The 19,646-nt window shown below is 39.7% G+C and carries 10 protein-coding genes; all 10 read right to left on the bottom strand.

Annotated features, from left to right (window positions below; all coding sequences use genetic code 11):
* The 10 genes from D0T56_RS13755 to D0T56_RS13800 all read right to left on the bottom strand — a co-directional run bounded on the left by D0T56_RS13755 (window position 1) and on the right by D0T56_RS13800 (window position 19,530).
* On the bottom strand, window positions 1–1,788 hold the full coding sequence (locus D0T56_RS13755) for a glycoside hydrolase family 2 TIM barrel-domain containing protein (protein ID WP_163320740.1): 1,788 nt from the start codon (window positions 1,786–1,788) through the stop codon (window positions 1–3).
* A gap of 6 nt (window positions 1,789–1,794) precedes the next feature.
* Window positions 1,795–4,005 carry a glycoside hydrolase family 3 N-terminal domain-containing protein gene (locus D0T56_RS13760; protein ID WP_163320741.1) on the bottom strand — a complete coding sequence of 737 codons (2,211 nt, stop codon included), beginning with the start codon at window positions 4,003–4,005 and terminating at the stop codon, window positions 1,795–1,797.
* Complete coding sequence (locus D0T56_RS13765) at window positions 4,002–5,993, bottom strand: glycoside hydrolase family 97 protein (protein ID WP_163320742.1); 1,992 nt, start codon at window positions 5,991–5,993, stop codon at window positions 4,002–4,004. Before D0T56_RS13765 ends, D0T56_RS13760 begins: the two co-directional genes overlap by 4 nt.
* A 38-nt stretch (window positions 5,994–6,031) precedes the next feature.
* Complete coding sequence (locus D0T56_RS13770) at window positions 6,032–8,092, bottom strand: alpha-galactosidase (protein WP_163320743.1); 2,061 nt, start codon at window positions 8,090–8,092, stop codon at window positions 6,032–6,034.
* A 12-nt stretch (window positions 8,093–8,104) separates the two neighbouring features.
* Entirely contained in the window at window positions 8,105–9,949 is a 1,845-nt protein-coding gene (locus tag D0T56_RS13775) for an FAD-dependent oxidoreductase (protein ID WP_255491182.1), read from the bottom strand.
* A 78-nt stretch (window positions 9,950–10,027) separates the two neighbouring features.
* The gene (locus D0T56_RS13780) at window positions 10,028–11,608 is read right to left on the bottom strand and encodes a DUF4832 domain-containing protein (protein ID WP_221412360.1); all 1,581 of its coding nucleotides are present in this window, start codon (window positions 11,606–11,608) and stop codon (window positions 10,028–10,030) included.
* A 147-nt stretch (window positions 11,609–11,755) separates the two neighbouring features.
* Window positions 11,756–12,997, bottom strand: a complete 1,242-nt coding sequence (locus tag D0T56_RS13785; protein ID WP_163320744.1) for a SusE domain-containing protein — start codon at window positions 12,995–12,997, stop codon at window positions 11,756–11,758.
* An 85-nt stretch (window positions 12,998–13,082) separates the two neighbouring features.
* On the bottom strand, window positions 13,083–14,747 hold the full coding sequence (locus tag D0T56_RS13790; RefSeq protein WP_163320745.1) for a RagB/SusD family nutrient uptake outer membrane protein: 1,665 nt from the start codon (window positions 14,745–14,747) through the stop codon (window positions 13,083–13,085).
* Window positions 14,748–14,765: 18 nt separating this feature from the next.
* The gene (locus D0T56_RS13795; protein WP_163320746.1) at window positions 14,766–17,789 is read right to left on the bottom strand and encodes a TonB-dependent receptor; all 3,024 of its coding nucleotides are present in this window, start codon (window positions 17,787–17,789) and stop codon (window positions 14,766–14,768) included.
* Window positions 17,790–18,132: 343 nt separating this feature from the next.
* Window positions 18,133–19,530: a response regulator gene (locus tag D0T56_RS13800; RefSeq protein ID WP_370458810.1), complete on the bottom strand. Its 1,398-nt coding sequence runs from the start codon at window positions 19,528–19,530 to the stop codon at window positions 18,133–18,135.
* Window positions 19,531–19,646: the final 116 nt, after the last annotated feature.

The following is a 19,646-nucleotide window of genomic DNA, read 5'->3' on the forward strand; positions in this document are numbered from 1 at the left end:
TTACTTTTTATCGTAATACTCTTTCATGATATACCATGCCTGTTTGCGATATCCCTGATCCGAAACCAAACCTTTTCGGTTCCAATCTTCCTGATTAGTCGGGTGGAAACGGAACGGAGAACGGAAGTCGAACAGAATCCACGGAGAAACACCACGCAGATTTGGTATATTATTGAACATGGCTATGTTATCTTCATACAACCGAGCCTGATATTCTTCGCTCCAAGAGCTGGCTACGTCTCTATCGCCCGATTGCCCATAAAGAGCCTCGCCTCCAAATTCGGAAATAATCAACGGCTGACCGGCAGCTACATCCCACACTGCTTTGTCGGGAGCAATAGGCCACGGATGATACCATCCCATATATTTATTCACGGCAACTACATCAAGCTCTTTCACAAAAGGATCGTCCATAAAGAATACTTGTCTTTCACGATTGAAACGAACCAAATCGAAAGCAGCCGTTATCAGGCGAGTAGTATCAATTTCGTTGCAGCACTGAATCAAATATTTCAGAAATTCGTTGCGTGGAGCAGATGGTTGCGTTTCATTTGCAACTCCCCAGAATGCCAGTGCACACCGGTTTTTGTCACGCATCACCATTTCTTTTATCATATTTCCGGCTTTTAGGCGTGTAGCATCATTTTCAAAATCAATACCTTGCCAGATAGGAATTTCTTCCCAAAGCAAGAATCCCATTTTTTCGGCTAATCTTACGATATACTCATTTTGCGGATAGTGAGCCAAGCGTATCATATTGCAACCCAATGCCTTTGCCTCCGACAATAACATTACGGCATCAGCCTCCGAAAATGCACGCCCTTTGCGTTGTGGTATTTCTTCGTGAAAACTGATTGATTTCATGAAAATAGGTTTGTCATTCAAATAAATGTCTTCACCTTTCGTATAGATATTACGGAAACCGATTTTCTCTTCAATTTTTTCATTTCCCGACGATACGATTACATCATACAGTTTTGGTGAATCGGGCGACCAACGCTGCAATTTTTTTACATTGAATGAAGCCTTTGCACTACCCTGATTATCGGTCACAAGGCTTTGTTTGACATTTAGTTCGGGTATTTCGACATTTACGGACACGTTAGCGTTAGCCGCAGATAGTTGAACACGAACATCTATTTTGTCTGATTTATATTTGTCGAGTTGAACAAAATAATCTTTGATATAAGTTTGCGGCGTACTCACCAGAAAAACATCGCGAGTGATTCCGCCATAGTTCCACCAGTCGAACGACATGGCAGGAATGGCATCTGTTGTACGTGTATCATTTACTTCTACTGCCAGAAAGTTGTCTTTCTCTTTCACTACATCAGTTACATCGAACTGAAAAGGAGTGAATCCACCTTCGTGTTGTCCTATTTCCGTACCGTTCAGATATACCCGGCAGCGATAGTTAACAGCACCAAAATAGAGGAACAACCGTTTATCTTTTTGTGGCTCAACATCAAATCTTCTAGCATACCAAACAGTTCCTTCATAATACTTTAATTCAGCCATTTGGCTATTCCAATCGGACGGAACATTCAATCGCAAACCATGATCGAACGAATACTCGTAAAAATCGGCTTTGCCCTCAGGTTTTTTATTCAGGTATATTTTGTTTCTACGCCCCTGATCATATAAATCTATGATTGCATCCCATTTTCCGTTAAGGGATTGGCGTTCTCTCCCATAAACATTTGTCATGAGATCCTGAGCGGAAATATCATTACCAAACAGGGTGAATAATAATAAGGTCAACAGGGTTTTATTGATAACTTTTCTCATATTTCGTTACTTTTTGATTAATTCGAATTGTGTGCTTTTCAGATTGTCGGAACTGTTTCCAACAAATATTTTAAAGTCGCCGGGTTCCGTTACAAATTCATTTTTCGCATTAAAGAATCCCAAGTCGCCGGAGGTTAGTATAAATTCAATTTCTTTTGTCTCGTTAGGTTCAAGGTCTACCCGTCTGAATCCGCATAGTTCGATAACAGGCCTTGTTATGGAACCGGCAACATCTTGCAAATAGAGCTGAACAGTTTCACAGCCTTTATATTTACCTGTGTTTTTCACTGTAACTTTAACTGATATTTTGCTGTCCATGTCATACGCATTCTTGTCAATAGTAGGCTCCGATATTTCAAACTGAGTATAGCTCAAACCGTATCCGAAAGCATAGGCAGGAAGTACGGTTGCATCCATATAACCTGTCACCCATTGAGCCTTAGGCCTCCACGGACGCCCGGTTCTCTTAGTGTTGTAATAGATTGGGCATTGTCCGCTATGTTGCGGATAAGTAACCGGCAATTTTCCCGAAGGGTTGTATTTTCCGGTAAGCACATCGGCAATAGAATTTCCGGCTTCCACACCCAACCACCAAGTGATAAGGATAGCATCGGCATACGGTTCCATGTCTTTGAAAACCAACGGACGACCTCCCATCACCAATGCAACCACTGGACAATCGGAGTTTTCCTTTAAGTTTTTCACCAACTGCTGATGATTCTTATTAATATTTATATCAACTTTAGATTTGGCTTCGCCCGATTCCATCGACTTTTCGCCTACGGCAACAATGATGAGATCATAATTTTTCAGGTCGGGCATTTCCAGCAATTCATTGTTGCGGAAATTATATCCTTCGTGATACGAAATATTTGCTTTCGGTAATGCTTTCTTCAACCCGTCCAACACTGTGATAACATATTCGGGTTTGCCCAATGCCGACCAATTGCCCAGCATATCCCATTGCGATTTGTTGAGCGGACCCACCACCGCAATATTTTTTACAGAATTTGCAATTGGTAATGCCGCTTCATTCTTGAGCAACACTATCGACTTGGCTCCCATTTCGCGAGCAATATCCCGATATTTACCGTTTATGTTTTTATCATCCAACTCATGCTCTCTGCGATTGAAGCAGTATGGATCGTCAAATAGTCCTAATTCAAATTTTTTAGTCAGTATTCGTCTCACCGCATCATCTATCAGTGCTACATCCAACAGACCTTCTTTTATCAGTTGTTCCAAATTCTTTATGTAACTTTCCGAACACATATCCATGTCGCAGCCGGCCAAAGCCGACAACAATGCCGATTCTTTTATGTCTTTGGCATATCCGTGCTTGGCAAGATCGCCGACAGATCCCCAATCGCTGACAACAAATCCGCCGAAACCCCAGGTATCTTTTAAAAGATCGCGCTGCAAGTATTTGTGGGCTGCCGCCGGGATACCATTAATTTCGTTGAACGAATGCATGAAAGTTGCCACCCCCGCATCTAACGCCGCCTTGAAAGGAGGAAGGTAAACCTGATGAAGCGTATTTTCCGAGATGTCCACTTCTGCATAATCTTTTCCTGCTACGGCAGCGCCATAGGCTGCAAAATGTTTTGCACAAGCCAATATCCTGTTCCGATTCTCGTATCCGTTTCCCTGAAAACCCTCGACCCGCACTTTAGCCACCTGTTTGCCATACCAAGTGTCTTCGCCCGATGTTTCCATCACACGCCCCCAACGAGCATCCCTCGACACATCAACATTAGGTGCAAAAGTCCAGTGAACACCATGAGCAGAAGCCTCTTCGGCTGCTATTTCTGCCGTTTTTCTCATCAATTCCAAATCGAAACTGGCAGCTTCGCCCAGAGGAATAGGGAATATTGTTTTCATGCCGTGAATAACATCAAGACCAAAAAGCAATGGTATTCTCAGACGAGATTTCATCGCCTCATCCTGATATTGATTTGCCCTTGTAACGGAAGTTACATTCAGCATTGAGCCTACCCTGCCCTCCCTTATTTCTCTCAGATGATCCTGATTGTTTATGACGGGTCCGGTGTTTTGCCTGTCGTTCGAATACTGATTCATTTGCCCTATCTTTTCTTCCAGTGTCATAAGAGACAACACAGAATCGACCTGCAGGCTGTAATCCTTCTTCCGAGACTGCGAATACAACGCAGACACGGCAAACAGAGACAATATTATGACAGATATATATCTTTTCATTTTTTGTAAATTTTCATGGCACATCCACCTCCGGAAGCCATTGATATATTTAATTTCCGATCTGCCGGGATGTTGATAATTTCTTTTTTATAATCAGAAGCTATCCTATTGGCATTTGCTCCATCTTTAAATATTTCGGCTTGCCAGCTACCTTCGCCAAGAAACGAAAGGTCGAGTTGCAATGTGCGTGCATCCCAATTGGTGAGCGCACCCAGATACCACACATTATCTTTCTGACGGGCAATTGATATGTATTTTCCTATTTCGCCATTCAAGGCAATGGTTCTATCCCAAACTGTGGGAATTGCAGTTATAAATCCGGTACATTCCGGTTCCCGCTCATAATTGTTAGGACTATCGCAAAGCATATTCAAAGGCGATTCGAAAACCACATATTCTGCCAATTGATGGCAACGGGTTCCTTGGCTCATAGGCTCATTGTTGATCGCACGGAATGTCTTTTTATTACCGTTGCGCATTGCCCCTTGTGTATAATCGACCGGACCTGCTACCATGCGTATAAACGGCATGGTTACATCATAAAGCACCTGATCTGTGTTTATATCAGACCATTTTTGCTGTTCTTGTCCGTGCACACCCTCATAGTTGATTATGTTCGGATAAGTCCGGTTAAGCCCGGTCGGTTTATACGTCCCGTGAAAATCGATTAGTAGTTTATATTTGGCAGCTAGTTCCGCAGTTTTGTAGTGAAAATCAACCATGGGCTGATCGTCCCTGTCCATAAAGTCTATTTTGAATCCTTTAATTCCCATTTCGGAATAATGGCGGCATACACGCTCCATATCCCGTTCAAAGGCATAATATCCCGCCCAAAGTATCAGTCCTACATTTTTAGACTTGGCATAAGAAATCAGTTTCTTCAAATCAATTGCAGGAACTACCTGAAATAGGTCTGCTTTGAGGTTTACTGCCCAGCCTTCGTCCAAGATCACGTATTCGATGTTGTTTCGAGATGCAAAATCAATGTATGCCATGTAGGTTTCGTTGTTCACTCCGGCCTCGAAGTCTACATTGTAAATTCCCCAGTTGTTCCACCATTCCCAAGCAACTTTTCCCGGTTTAATCCATGAGATATCGCTCACCCTCGAAGGCGAGGCCAGCTTGTATACCATATCACTATCTGCCAACTCGTTGTCGTTGGTAGATACGATGGCTATACGCCAAGGGAAATTGGTTTTGGCCTTACATTTGGCAATATACGGTTCCCGTTCGGTTACAATTTGTTGCAATTCATTATGCCCACCTTGTTTTGTAGATATGGGGAAAGGCGCAAAATGCGATTTCAGAGAAGTAGACGCATTGTTGTTTTGCAGATACATTCCCGGATAACTTTCCAAGTCTGATTCTGCTATACACAGCTTCTTACCTCCATCAAGCTCTACTACCACGGGTGTAAACATCAAGCGTTTCGGGTTGATGCCCGACAATGGAGTTTGAGTGTATGTGTTTTCGAAAGAATTGAAATATTGGGTTTCAAAGTCTTCGTATTTTGTTTTCACATACGGGATGTATGTGTTATAGTCTTTTTTGAAATTAAATACGGCTTCCTCATTCTTTACGATAAAATCTTTTTTACCTATTGACACAAAGCGGTATGCAACTCCCTCATTATAAGCACGGAATATGAGGCTGAAATCTTCCTTGAAATTCAAAACCATTTCATTGTAATGATCTCTTATCTCCTTTCTCTTATAAAAAGGTGAGGCAATCGTATTGTCAACCGAAGTTGTTTTCACATTTTTCAGGTGCGAATCTACCCCGAAGCTTTTGGCTCCATCCAACTCCATCGAAACGGAAGAAGCAGCTATCACCTCGTCACCTTCGTGAGTGACGGTATATGTTATCTTTTTATCGACCACAACACTTACACTCAATTTTCCGTCGGGCGACTTCAATTGATTTGTTTTCTGAGCAACAACACTTGTTGTGAAAATGAACGATATTATAAGAAGAATTAAATGTCTCATTGATTTGTATTTTTCTTTTTCTATTTCAAAATCTTCAATTACTTTATCACCTCGTATTCGTACAAAACAAAATCGTTGATATTTGGAATTTCCACTTCTATCAAGCCTTTTCGTCCTATTGTTTTATCTATTGTTTTTTGATTTTCCAGAATAGCTTTACAGCGGATTTTTGTTCCTTCCTCGAACCAGGTTTTGAGATATCCTTTTCTGTCGGGATTATTTTCCCTGAAAAAGAGCAAGTAACCCTTGTCTCCGTTCAGAGACTGAAAGCCTGTCCACGACTTGCCCGACGGTTCATCACCTATGGGAAGAATTGTTCCTAAATGAAAATCGTGCTGTATTTTTTTATAATTGTTTATCAGTTTTTTGATGCTTAGTGCTTCGTTAGGCAAGCCGCTTCCTTCAAACCAAGCCAAAGGTTGTCCTGCCATTGTTATGGCAAATAAATATTCGAAAGAATATACTGCCGGTGCGAATGGATCATTACCATACTTATCGGCATTGCGCCATTTGTTTAGAAACTCAATCTGCAGTTTTTCGGCAGGAACATATTTTGCCAATTGCCACAAATTACGCAGTGTGTGATAGGGATAATAGTTGCCCCAATCGGTATAGCGGTTTTCGAGAAATATATTTCCATATTCAGTAAACATGTGATAACCGGTTCTGCGTCCGGCAGTGGCATCCAGATTGAATACTACATTATTGTTTGTATTTTCAAGAACCTTATCAAATAGTTTTCTCTGGTTTTCTTCCGCTTTTTTGGTAGGAATTGCCAGACCATCAATTTTGAAAGTGCGGATTCCGTATTCATTATAAAGGTCGGTGATTGCCTGAGCATCTTTTTGCCAATCGGCATAGTCGTCCTGAACACTAGGATTGAACCAAAGACAAATTTCAACGCCCAGTTCTTTTCCTCGTTTCACTATCGGGTGCAAACCTCTGGGATATTTTACAGGATCGGGTTTCCAATAGTCAGGATTGTCCCAAATATTTTTGAACGATCCTTTGGCGACAGCCGAATTAGGGCTTTTGCCCACTTGCCATCCGTCATCAATCTGGAAATGAGTCATTCCCAACTCGGCAGCACGTTCAACCTCTATCAAACTAAATTTTTCATTTACTTTTGAGTCCTGGCTGCGGTCGCCCCAGGTATTCATCATCACCATTTCGTCCCGTCCGGGCAACAAGTTGCGTATATTTTTCTGATACGAACGCAAAGCACTTAGTTGCTCCAATTCGCCACCGCTATACACTCCTATTGCCACACTATAGGTTTTCACCCATTCATCTTTTTTTATGTCATTCTCGTTAATTCCAAGACCCGTAACCGTAAAACTTCCAAATTCGGCAGTAAAATCATTCCCTTTATAAGCAAGTTGAACGCTTGAACTTGGAGCCTCTTTCAGAAAGAAGAATCCTTTTTCGTCAATAGGATTATGAGCGAATAGAAGATTTCCCCTGTACGAATTTTTGCGGTATGGAATTACGTTTGTTTCAAAAACAAGATTGTTGTTCCAGTCGGTTACATCATAAAATTCCACAGTTTTCATTTGCCAGTGATTCCCTCCCGGATTGAACTGGTCGAGAAGCGCAGTAACTTGCTTCGATTTCATATCTTCGGCAAATTCGATATTCTTCTTATCCGCCATATTCTCTGTTCGTCCTCCAAACACACTATTGGTATAGCCTTTCAGATAGGTATCGCAAACTATTACCGAACTATTTTTATAGATACGGAAAACACGCTTCACCTGAAGTTGGTCGAGAGTAAACGACACTGTAGCCTCCAAGAAAGACGGATGGATTGCATTTTCCTTAACCTCTTGAGAACTAAAGGACGCATTAACCGCTTTGGGGGTATCTTTTGTTATGAGAAAATCGGATTTCTTATTTTTATTCAACCACGTATGCTTGCCCGGTTTATCGGTTAGGCTATACGTAATTATATTTCCGTCGTTCCATACAAATTTTCTTTCTACAAATGCATTTCCTATCACAAGAGTATCGTCTTGCAAATGGCTGTAATAACTCTCTTGTGAGTAGGATAAGGAAGAGAGAAATATAAATATGAATAATATGATTGAACTGCGTTTCATGGAAATTATATATTAGTCTTGTTTCAATGCTCTGGGTGCTTTTAAAAAGTTCTGTTCGTTAAAGCGTTGATTGTCGGGAATTCCGTCTGTTTTGCCTGCTCCCTCCTGCATCATCTTTTTCAATTCGTCCAGATGGTGCTGATATATTTTGCGTGGGGTTGAATTATACTTTTTACAAAGCGAAGCGGCCATACCTACTACTTCTCCCATCATTCCGGTGGTACGCATCACCCGTACAGTACCCAATGCCACATGAGTTACGCTGATGTTGCGTCCTGCCATGAAAAGGTTGTCCACATTACGGGAATAAAGGCAACGGTATGGTGCTGCATACGGATAAATTTTAATGTGCTTGGTTGCAGCCTTAAACTCTGCGCCCGGAAATCGTTCGGAATTTACCGGATCGGGAAAATGCAGGTCTATACTCCATGAAGCGGAAAAAGACGCGTCTTCGTGAAAAACATTTTTGTCAATATCATCCTGTTTCAGAATATAATCCCCTAGCAAGCGTCTGGATTCTCTTTTACCGGCAAAACAAGCTACCCAATCGAGGCTTCTATCTCTATATTTTGCATTATCTTTCAACTCGTTTTTCAAGAAACTCCAGTTAGAATAAACAACCATAAGTCCATAGTCACGAATACGTTCGAAATCTTTTATCTGATCCAGATTCATGCCTGTTTCCCATTTCCATTCGCCCATGGTTACTTTTTCGCAATTTCCTTCGTTAAAAACCACTCCGTATTTGAATTGAGGAAAACCTGTTTTCTTTCCTGTATCTTTCGAATACCATTGCACGGAAGACCCCATAGTCATTTTATCTGCAACCTCCGGAGCGAGTTCTTCACCAAATTCGCTACGACTTTCACGCCCCATCTTATAATCTGCACCTGCCAGGTAACCAATTGTTCCATCACCAGTACAGTCTGAGAAGAAAGGTGCTTTTAGGCGTATTTCATTTCCGTTTTCAATATGCTTGATTACGACCGAGCTTATTTTATCGCCATCCATATCCACGGCTATAGCCCGATAGTTGGCAAAAAGAGATACATTCTTTTCATTGGCAATAAATTCGTCCTTCTTCTTATCTTCATAAACTTCGGCAGGTTGAGCATTTCCTTCTTTCGAGTGACCGAATTCGCGAATCATGCGTCCCAAGCCTTTGTTCTGTTCCAATTCGATACTACCTCCCAGATGAACCCTTATTTCGGAACTGTTATTTCCTCCCAATACCGGACGGTCGTTGACTAAAGCAACTTTGCATCCTTGTCGGGAAGCGGTGGCAGCAGCGCACATTCCGGCAATTCCTCCACCCACAACAACAAAATCGAATGTTTCTGTTTCATTAGGTGTGACTGGAATATTCAACAGTTTTTTTCGGAACAACTCTAGCTCAGCCTGTTCTGCAGGAGGCATTTTACCCTTTTCCGTTGTAAAATAGATAGCATCACAACGTCCGTTAAAACCTGTAAGATCGTGCAATGCAACAGAAGTTTCCTTGTTTTTTATGTTTGCACTTCCTGCATATTGCCACTCCCATTGGTTTCCGCTTACGCCTAAAGCCGCCGGCAACTTTTTGCCGGCGATTTCAAGTTTAAATTTTCCTGCACCTTCTCCATTATGCCATGGACTTGTCCAGTTGAATGTGCGGACATATACATGGTATGTTCCGGTTTCAGGGAAAAGCACAGTTGTAGAAGCATCCTTTACAGGAACACCCATACCGTGTGCATTCAAATAAGGTGACCCCATCTGATCCATAAACTGTTGGTCGAGAATCCATCCTCCTTTATCTGCAAAACTTTCGGCCTCAACCAATACATCTGCAGCATAAGATTTTGAATGCAGAAACAGCAATAGAGAAAATAAGAATGTGTTTACTATATATTTTTTCAACGTTGTCAACTCTTTAATTGATTATAAAAAATGGTTATGTTATTTTACTTGCACATCAAGAAGTTTAACCCATCCTTCGGCGGTTGTTTCATCATTTACGGCAAGTTTAATAGCCGGTGCATTTTCTTTTTCTGTGTCAACAATTGCCACAGCCCATGTATATTTTCCGGCCGGAACATTTACCTTAGTTTTGAAATCATAAGTCTTAGGATTATCTTTCAACCAATCGGAAGGCTCACATTTATCGTCTATAAATATTCCTTTCGCTTTATTATTAGAATCTAACAAGGCAAAAGCAACTTTGTATTTATAATTCCATTGCTTGATGTTGTTCGGGAAATATCCCCAACCCATATTTCTCCAGCGGTGATTTATATTCACCTCTTGTCCCGAGTTTACATTTTCGGGCAGATATAATTGGTCTGGATAAAGACGATATCCTCCTTCGGAAACGAAATTTTGCACAAGAGAAAAACTTGTAGTGAACCATGTTTCTGTTTCATAACCAACCCTGAAGTCCATCATATTCACATGAGCTTCTCTTGAAGTTTCATATTCTCCCAATCTTACATCTTCAGGATGTCCTTCACGATACTTCTTGCTCGAGTCGGTCCAATATCTGTGTGTTCCACCAGTTATCCATCCGCCCTCCATAATGATAGGGACTTTGTAGTTCCAGCTTTTAGCAAAGTTTTTCTCCCAAGTTTGGTAATAATCGGTCATACCAAATGCATCTTGTCTGAGGCTGTATCCTTTTGAGATAGCTTTTGCCAACAATGTAGAACTGCTTTCGACAGCCGATGATGCCCAGCTTGCAGGGTGTCCAACCACACGGTGATAGTTGATAACTAAAGGAACTTTTGTAAATGTTTTGCTATACAAGTCAGTAACCCAATCAAAAACTTCGGCTTTAAGTTTCTCCGTATTATCAGTAACCTTTTCTCCTACGCTTTCATAAATCACATTATGAGCCTCGCCCCATTTACCCAAGCCATAAGCATCAATAAATGCTGTACGATCAGGGTCATTAAAGTCTTCGGCCAATGCTTTAATAAATTTTTCGTAGTATTGTTGGAAAACAGGATCTTGAGGATATGGAGTTATCCTGTCTGGGTAACTAGCATCTGCCAAATAATACTTAGCTCCGGCATCGAATACAAACTGTGGAGTATTTTGACGCTGGTCGCGTCCATCAACCACAATACGGAAAGCTATTGGCAACCCTCTTTTTCTGGCTCCCTCAATCATTTTTCCTACTTTTGTACTAGTATCTCTCCAAGCATATACACCATCCTGAGGATTCATATTAGCCCAACTCGTACGAATGTAACAAGCAGAAGCGTAGTCGATCACCTTAACTGTTTGAGCAATATCTGTAACCCAAAATTCCGTATCCCAATATGATTCGTCACCCGTACCCGAAGCATACATAACCCAACCAGTCAGCGGATTACGAAGAACTTTTGTTTTATTGTACTTGGTTTTCACCTGAGTCCCTGTAACGGGTTCATTTCCTCCTGGATCCTTATCCGAATCTGAGCAAGAATAGGATGTGAAGCTCAGAAATGCCGCTAGTATGTAGCTGATTATCATTTTACTTCTTATTTTTCTTTTGTTCATAATTAAAAAAATGATGTTAAAAAAGTATTCGGTTTATGTAATTGTAGCTAACAAAAACACAAAATGTTAAAAAGTGTATTTCAGAAAATATTGCCGTACTTTTATACCATACGGCAATATTTCGTCTAAGTATCTAAAGAGAGTTTCCTATTGTTTTTTTGCTAAAATTGTTTTATTTCTTAGGTCAAATACAATAAAGTTAGCTCCTGCCGGAAGTTTGTAGTACGAGTTACGGGTTTCACCGTCGTAACCACCATGCAAATCGCCTAGTTTATCTAAAGCAAGAGATAAGTTCTGACGTTTTCCATCTTCGGTTAGCGGATTTGTGTATGCATATGCAACATTTCTAAAGTCCGGATCACCATAGACAACAAACTTCACACCGTCTCCGCTTGACAATCCAGTACCCTGATAGATAAGTATTTGAGGATCGGCCAAACTTACCGATATTGTTCCTGGTTTTTCAGCAGAAGGCCACCAGCCCCAGCCAGTTCCTCCTCCAAAGAGCCACAAATTGGTAACAGTAGTTTGCACTTCTTCTTCACCTTTCATCCATGTAACAACGGCCGGTTCAAGAGCTGTAGCCGGAGAGTGAATAGTAACTTCAGAGTTTTCGAAGTCTACAATAACACGATATTCACCTGCAGTCTCTATGTTCCAGGCAACACGCTTATCTTGTTGCTCAACAGACTCAGCCTTACCATCTTGCAATGTTCCTTCTCCATCTTTAGGATTAAGATAATATTGCTTATCTCCTTCCGAAACTACCAATGGAATAACTAATTCACCGGGTTTCAGATTAACCAACACTGCATATTTGCTTTCATTTTCCAGAGTTTTCTCTATCTCTATTGTAGCATTATCCAATGCGCTTCCCGACAGAGTCACTTTTTCCGGTACAGGAACTTCTTCTTTAAGTGCAGCTACATTTATTGTTATATTACGCACCTCAGGAGCCTCGAAAGTTGAACCACCTTCCCACTGAGCCACAACTCTAAACTCGAGTTGAAAAGGCTTAGTTAAAGGCAATTTCCATCTATCAACTATCCAGCTATACAGTTGCTCGGAAGTGAAACTTCTGCTGAATATGCCATCTTCTTCTGCGTTAATAATAGCTGTAGATGTTCCATAGTTATTCCCAACAACATCCAATTTTGATGTATAGAAAACCATGTTGTCTCCTGCCGCTTCCCTAGCCGCAGTCCATTCAAAATTCAAGATATATTCTCTAGGGTTATCCAGATCTATTACGATATCATAAGAATCTGCTTTAAGTTCTAGCTTCTCTTGAACTTTTGGGATATCCTTGATCTCATTGTCGCATGCACTCAACAGAATTCCGACAAATAATAAAGGCAATATTTTATATATAAATTTTACTCTTTTCATAATATATTTTTTTGCGAAAACTTTTAGATTCAGAAACTGTCTGAACTGTATAATATCAAACAGTTTCTTCTTCTAATTTTCAATATTAATTATCATATCCTGGATTTTGAGGAAACTCTGCCCCCTGATTAGCATCGATAATAGTTTGAGGAATAGGCCACAATAACAACTTATTTATTAAGCTATTATCTTTTTCAATCTTCTCTTTTATCTTTTCATTGTGTGCTTTTACACGCTCAACTATAGTTTCAGTACGAACCAATGTGAAACGACGGCTCTCTTCTCCTACCAATTCGCGGATTCGTTCGTCAAGCAATTCATCCATTGTCATTTCTGCAGCACTAAGATCAGGAGCACCGGCACGACGACGTACCTCATTTACCGCATCAGCAGCTTTTTGAGGATTATTTTGTCCCAGATAAGCTTCGGCAAGCAACAGATAAGTTTCCGCCAGACGGAATTTCATTCTGTCTCTATAACTACCGGTAAGACTTAGGTTTTCTTCACGTCCATAGAAAAACTTAGTTGGTGTAGGGAACAAATGTTTTGTCGAAAACCACGTTTGTTCCGTTATATTACATTTTTTACCAAACAAAGCCGTTTCCTCAGGGTTGTTGTAGTACCAGTCGCGTTTGATATTGTAGTTCGAATTACGAATATCATTAGCATTGAAAATACCCGGATAATCACCTTCGGCATTGGTGCCTTTAGTACCTACCCACCATTTCATCGGAACTATCTGAGCAATACCACGACCACCCAATGTATCTGCCAATACAAAACCTTTTAGTCCGGAATAGTTAGGAATCCAAGCTCTACGTGTCCAGTCTGTTGAGTTAGTACCTCCTCCAATTGCGTTGAACTCGAGCTGTAAAACCCAAATACTTTCCCTGTTACCACTTTTTCTGTTTTGATTATTTTCTATAAACAGGTCGCTAAACACGTCTCCAGGTTTATTCTTATTTACTCCGTAACGTGTTTTCATCAAACCATAATGCTTACTGTCAATCACTTTAAGAGCAGCTTTTTCTGCCTCCTCATAATTTTTTTGGAAAAGATACATTTCACTCAACAAGTGGTACGCAGCCCATTTGGTAAGTTTTCCATCTTTCACTTCATCAGGATTTTCCGGCAAATATTCAATTGCAAATTTCAAATCGTCTATAATATGCTCCAACACCTCAGCTTTAGGTGTACGAGTAAAATCAAATCTGAAATCATACATTATCCTTTCTACGTATGGCACATCTCCATAGAGATAGACCAATGTACGATAGGCGTAAGCACGAAAGAAACGAGCCTCAGCCTGGAAACGTTCTTTATCGGTTGGAGAATCCCAATTCGTGTTTTCTTCGGAATAACCCAAAATTAAATTAGCTGAAGCAATTAAGCTATATGCCCAATTCCAATACGAACCAACAAATCTTTCCGCTGGTGTAAGTGTGAGATTTGCGAAGTTTGTCAAAGATCCATCACTATTTATGGCCTCTACAATGTCTGTGGCAACATGCAATGCTTCATAAGCACACGCATTACCATGCATAAATGCATCTTCCTCTCCCCATGTATTATATTCGGCACGAGTAAGAGCATAAAGTCCGGCAGAACCCACTTCAAACCCATAGGTGCTGGTGTAAGTGTTGGTAGGAGCTAATTCCCCTTTCAATTTCTCTTCCAAGAAATCGTCACATCCGGTTGTTAAAGAAGCCATTAACACAACCGCTATAGCTGTTTTTATATATTTTTTCATTTTAATCTCGTGTTTTAATTAGAAGTTAACATTTAATCCCAACATATAAGAACGAGCTGTCGGATAAGAAGCCATCCATCCATTATCGTAGTTCAAGATTTGTCTCATGTTAGAGAATGTATGCAAATTGTTAATACTTAAATTTACATTTACAGCACTTAAACCTAATTTTTTAACCAGTTCTTTATCCAGATTATATCCTAGAGTTATATTTTTTATCTGAACGTAATTTTGTTTTTTGTAATAACCATGTCCTAAAGTATTTACATAACCAGGAGAAACAATATCGGCATTTGTATTTTCGGGAGTCCAATAGTTTGCATCACGTACATAGTTACCTATACCGTATGCCCACGATCCAATATTAGCTAAATTGTCTTCGCGCCATACACCGAATACTCCATTTACGAGGAATGAGAAATAAAACTGATCATACGTAAATGTATTACCCATCGACATAGTGAAACTTGGTCTCTTATTACCTATGATTTTTTTGTCTTTGGCAGTTATGTACCCGTTTCCATCCGTATCTTCCAGTTTTGCTGATCCGGGTGCAGCTCCTTCTTGTATTTCTTTTTCAACTCCATTTTCATCCGTATAGAAAAATTCATCACCTTGTTGCCAAATACCTACCACATTATAGTCGTAGACAACTTGCAGAGGCTTACCTATAAACCATTTGTTATTGATATCATCCGTTTTATCGTTCTCTAGTTCTACAATTTTATCACGGTTCAAGAAAAAGTTAAGATTAGTATTCCATCTGAATTTTTTCTGATCAATATTTACCGAATTCAATGTTATTTCAATCCCTTTATTACGCGTTTTACCAACATTATCCAGAATTCTGCTGAAACCATTCATAATAGGAACATTCCGAGACATAAGCAGATCGTGTGTATTAGAGATATATCCCTCAATGGTTCCGCTCAAGCGCCCTTTGAAAAGTTGAAAATCCAAAGCAAGGTTAGTGGAATAAGTAGTTTCCCACTTCAAGTTCGGATTACCAACACCGTTACCAGGCAGATAAACTGTATTAGCCATATCACCTCCATCACCCCAGATATATTTTACTTTAGAATGGAGACGATCTTGCGAATTATAGTGACCTATCTCATTATTACCATTGGCTCCATACGAAGCTCTTAGTTTAAGCATATCTATCCAAGCAACATTGTCTTTTATAAAATTCTCTTCACCCACATGCCAGGCAAGTGCTGCAGACGGGAAGAATGCATATTTATTATTTTTCGCAAAAACAGAAGCTCCATCAGTACGTCCGGTCACAGTTGCCAGATACTTTCCTTTATACGCATAGTTTAGTCGGAACATATAGGACATCATTGCATATTCATCTATGCCTGAACTTGCCTTTGTTTTCCGCTCAGCAGTAGCTATCATATTATAGCCAGGGTCGTCACTTACAAAACCTTCTGCACTTGTCGAAGATGAAAGCGTTTTATTTTCTTCCAAACTAAATAATCCTGTTACATCGAACCGATGGTTACCGATTTCCCTATCGTAACGGAGTATATTTTCCCATGTATAGTCAGTTCTGTGTGAATTGCTTATACTTGCTTTTCCGCCCACTTCTCCTGGTTTTTCCCGTCCTTCATATGTATCACGTCCATAATATGTTCCGGTAAAACCACTTCTATAACCATACCCAAAATTAGTTTTGAATGACAAGCCTTTGATAGGTAATAAAATATTAGCATAAGCACTGAGGAAAAAATTCCGGGTGGTTTTATCCTGGTCTGCATTTACATTCATCATCGGATTGGTGAGCAGAGAATATTCCATAGGTTCGGCAATATAATAACCGGCTTCATCTTTGTATTTACCATAAGGACTCTGTTTTATGGCATGCTCTATATTGGGAGTAATACCTCCGTTTTCCTTTTGTACAAATTGTGTACCCACACCAATAGTTAACCACTTGTTGAAAGTTTGATCAATATTTACAGATATGTTAGTACGCGTGAGATTGGAGTTATAAACTACACCTTCCTGATCCAGGTAAGATATCGCAGCCATATATTTGGTTTGCTCTGTACCTCCCGTTATCGATACCTGATGATCCATTGAAAATCCGGTTTGGAAAATATAATCCTGCCAGTCGTGCGTAACTCCATTAATGTAATTATCCTTTTCGCTTGTACTTATTATGTTTCCGTAAATAGGGTCAAGTTCTTCTCCGGAATATTCTTCTTTAAGACGCTTCACATCCTGCTTAAACCGTATAAATTCATTTGGACCCATTACCTGAATCCGTTGCATTGGTTCAGATACCCCAAACTGAGCTTTATAAGTTACCTGAGGTTTTCCCTCGGCTCCTCTTTTTGTCTGAATAAGTATTACACCATTAGACCCACGCGATCCATAAATAGCTACAGCCGAAGCATCTTTCAATATAGACATACTCTCAATAATATTCGGATCAAGGTCCCCCAACGATCCGCCATATGGAATTCCATCCAAAACAATCAACGGATTGTTTCCGGCACTTAAAGAGTTTTGACCACGAATAAGGATAGATTGATCGGCTCCGGGAGCGGCATTAGATGTTGTGATACTTAAACCGGCAACCTGTCCCACCAAACGGTCCATCAGGTTACTGGTCGAAACCATTCCCAACTCTTTTTCACCAACAACGGAAAGACCTCCGGTAAGGTCCTTTTTCTTCATCGATCCATATCCAACAACAACCAATTCATCGAGCAATTCGCCTTCGGTCATTGTAATGTTCACAACTCCTGAAGAAGGTACTTTTGCCTCAACATTAGCAAAGCCTACATACGAAAAAATCAATGTAGCTCCCCGAGAAGTCTGCAATGAAAAATTTCCGTCTATATCAGTAATTGTACCCGTAGTTCCACCTTTCGGACGAACTGTAACCCCAATCAGGGCTTCTCCTTTTTTATCAACCACCTTTCCGGTAACTTTAAAATCTTGTTGCATATCTGCGTACGCCTGTACTGTCGAAAGCAAAAGTGAAGCAACAAGTAACAAACAGAATTTTAGTCTTTTTTGTGTTTTCATTTATTTATATTTAAGATAAAATTTAAACTATGATTTGTGTTTTCATCTTCATTACTAATTGCCCAGAAGGAGGCTCTAATGTTTGTGACAGAAATCTTTCCATCGTGGTTTGTTTCTTCATACGTTTAATAAGGTTTCGTTAATAAATATAAATTGGGCTTGCAAAGTCCATAAATGCTCGATAAGGAATTGCATTTATTTTGTCCACGCCCATGTGCATTGATTATACTTCTGTAAAGGTAGGAGAAGGGGATATACGGCTGGTTATCGATTTATTCAGAAAAGGTTTCAATTTGTACAGAACCCTTAAAAAGCAGTATTTATAACAAAAAAAAAGAAGTCTTCAAGACTTCTTTTTAAATTCGGATGGTGTTAGTTCGAAATGTTTTTTAAAACAAATACTAAAATATTTGGGGTTGACAAACCCGGTCATGTCTGCAATTTCGGATATAGTCAGATCCGACTCTTTTAACAGTTGTGCGCTACGCTTAAGCCGAACATCCATTATGAATTCTTTGATAGACATTCCTGTTATATCATTTATCTTTTGATACAAGAGTGTACGCCCAATTGCCATATCAGACACGAAAGATTCGACATTATAATTATTGTTGCTAATATTTTGCTCTATGTGTTCCATTGCCTTTTTCAGCAACTCTTCGTCCATAGAAGATATAGTAATCTTAGATGGTTCGGCAATATATTTCTTACTGTACAGCTCTTTCAGCTCTTTTTGGTTTTTTATTAGATTATCTACCTGCTTAAGCAGAAAATCCATTTCAAATGGTTTATCTATAAATACATTGGCACCATTGTCTAATGCTTTGATCTTATTTCCGGTTTTTTTGCCCATCCCCGATAAAACAATTATAGGTATATGGCTCGTCTTTATGTTCGAACGCAGAGTGCGACAAACTTCAAAACCATCCATTTCCGGCATCATCAGATCGGTAATTACAATTTGAGGATATATCTTCTCTACCTTAACAATCCCTTCACTTCCATTAACGGCAGTGTATACATTATAGAACTCCAATAGCTGTTGTTCCATATAATTCCTCAAATCGGGATTATCTTCAATAACAACAATACTGTGAGCCTTACGGCTTCTGTTGTCATTTAAATTCGTCTCTTTCGATTCGGCCAAAATATTGTCTATTTCAGAAATAGTATATTCGTACGAGACTGTATTGCTATCTGTATTTTCCGTATCCAATGTAAAAGGCAGAATCACGGTAAAGGTGACTTTCGAATCGGCCGAGTGCAAAATTATTTTTCCATCCAAGCTGCTTACCAATTCTTTTACAATGGCCAACCCCAAACCGGTACTTTCTTCAAATGCCGGCCTTCCGGAAGACAAACGATTGAATGACTCAAATATTTCTTCTTGTTTATCATCGGGGATCTCTGCATCAGTATTAGTTACTGCAATAGATATATATTCGGTATGAGGTTTCAGTAACAACTCAAGGTTTGATATTTCTTCCTGCGTTGTTTTTTTAATTTTCACACCCACAAATCCATTATCGGAAGTATATTTTATAGCATTAGAAAATAAGTTTGTGAAAATCTTTTCTATTACATCATGATCGAATTTGGTGTAAAACTCTTCAATCTCTGAGTTTATATCTGTCTCTATCCCTTTTTTATTAGCATAAAGTTCAAACAGCGAAAAAATGTTATTTATGTATTGAATCAGATCGCCGGATTGCTGATTAAATGTAATTTTTTGACTTTCTATCTCTCTAAATTAGACATTATATTCAATAAAATTATATATGATTAAAAATCAATGAATTTGTAATTCTAAAATTATGCAGACCGCAAGCAATAATCATGACTAAATCGTCAAAACCA

It is taken from the genome of Dysgonomonas sp. 520 (assembly GCF_010501095.1).
In the GTDB taxonomy this organism is placed as follows: domain Bacteria; phylum Bacteroidota; class Bacteroidia; order Bacteroidales; family Dysgonomonadaceae; genus QVMP01.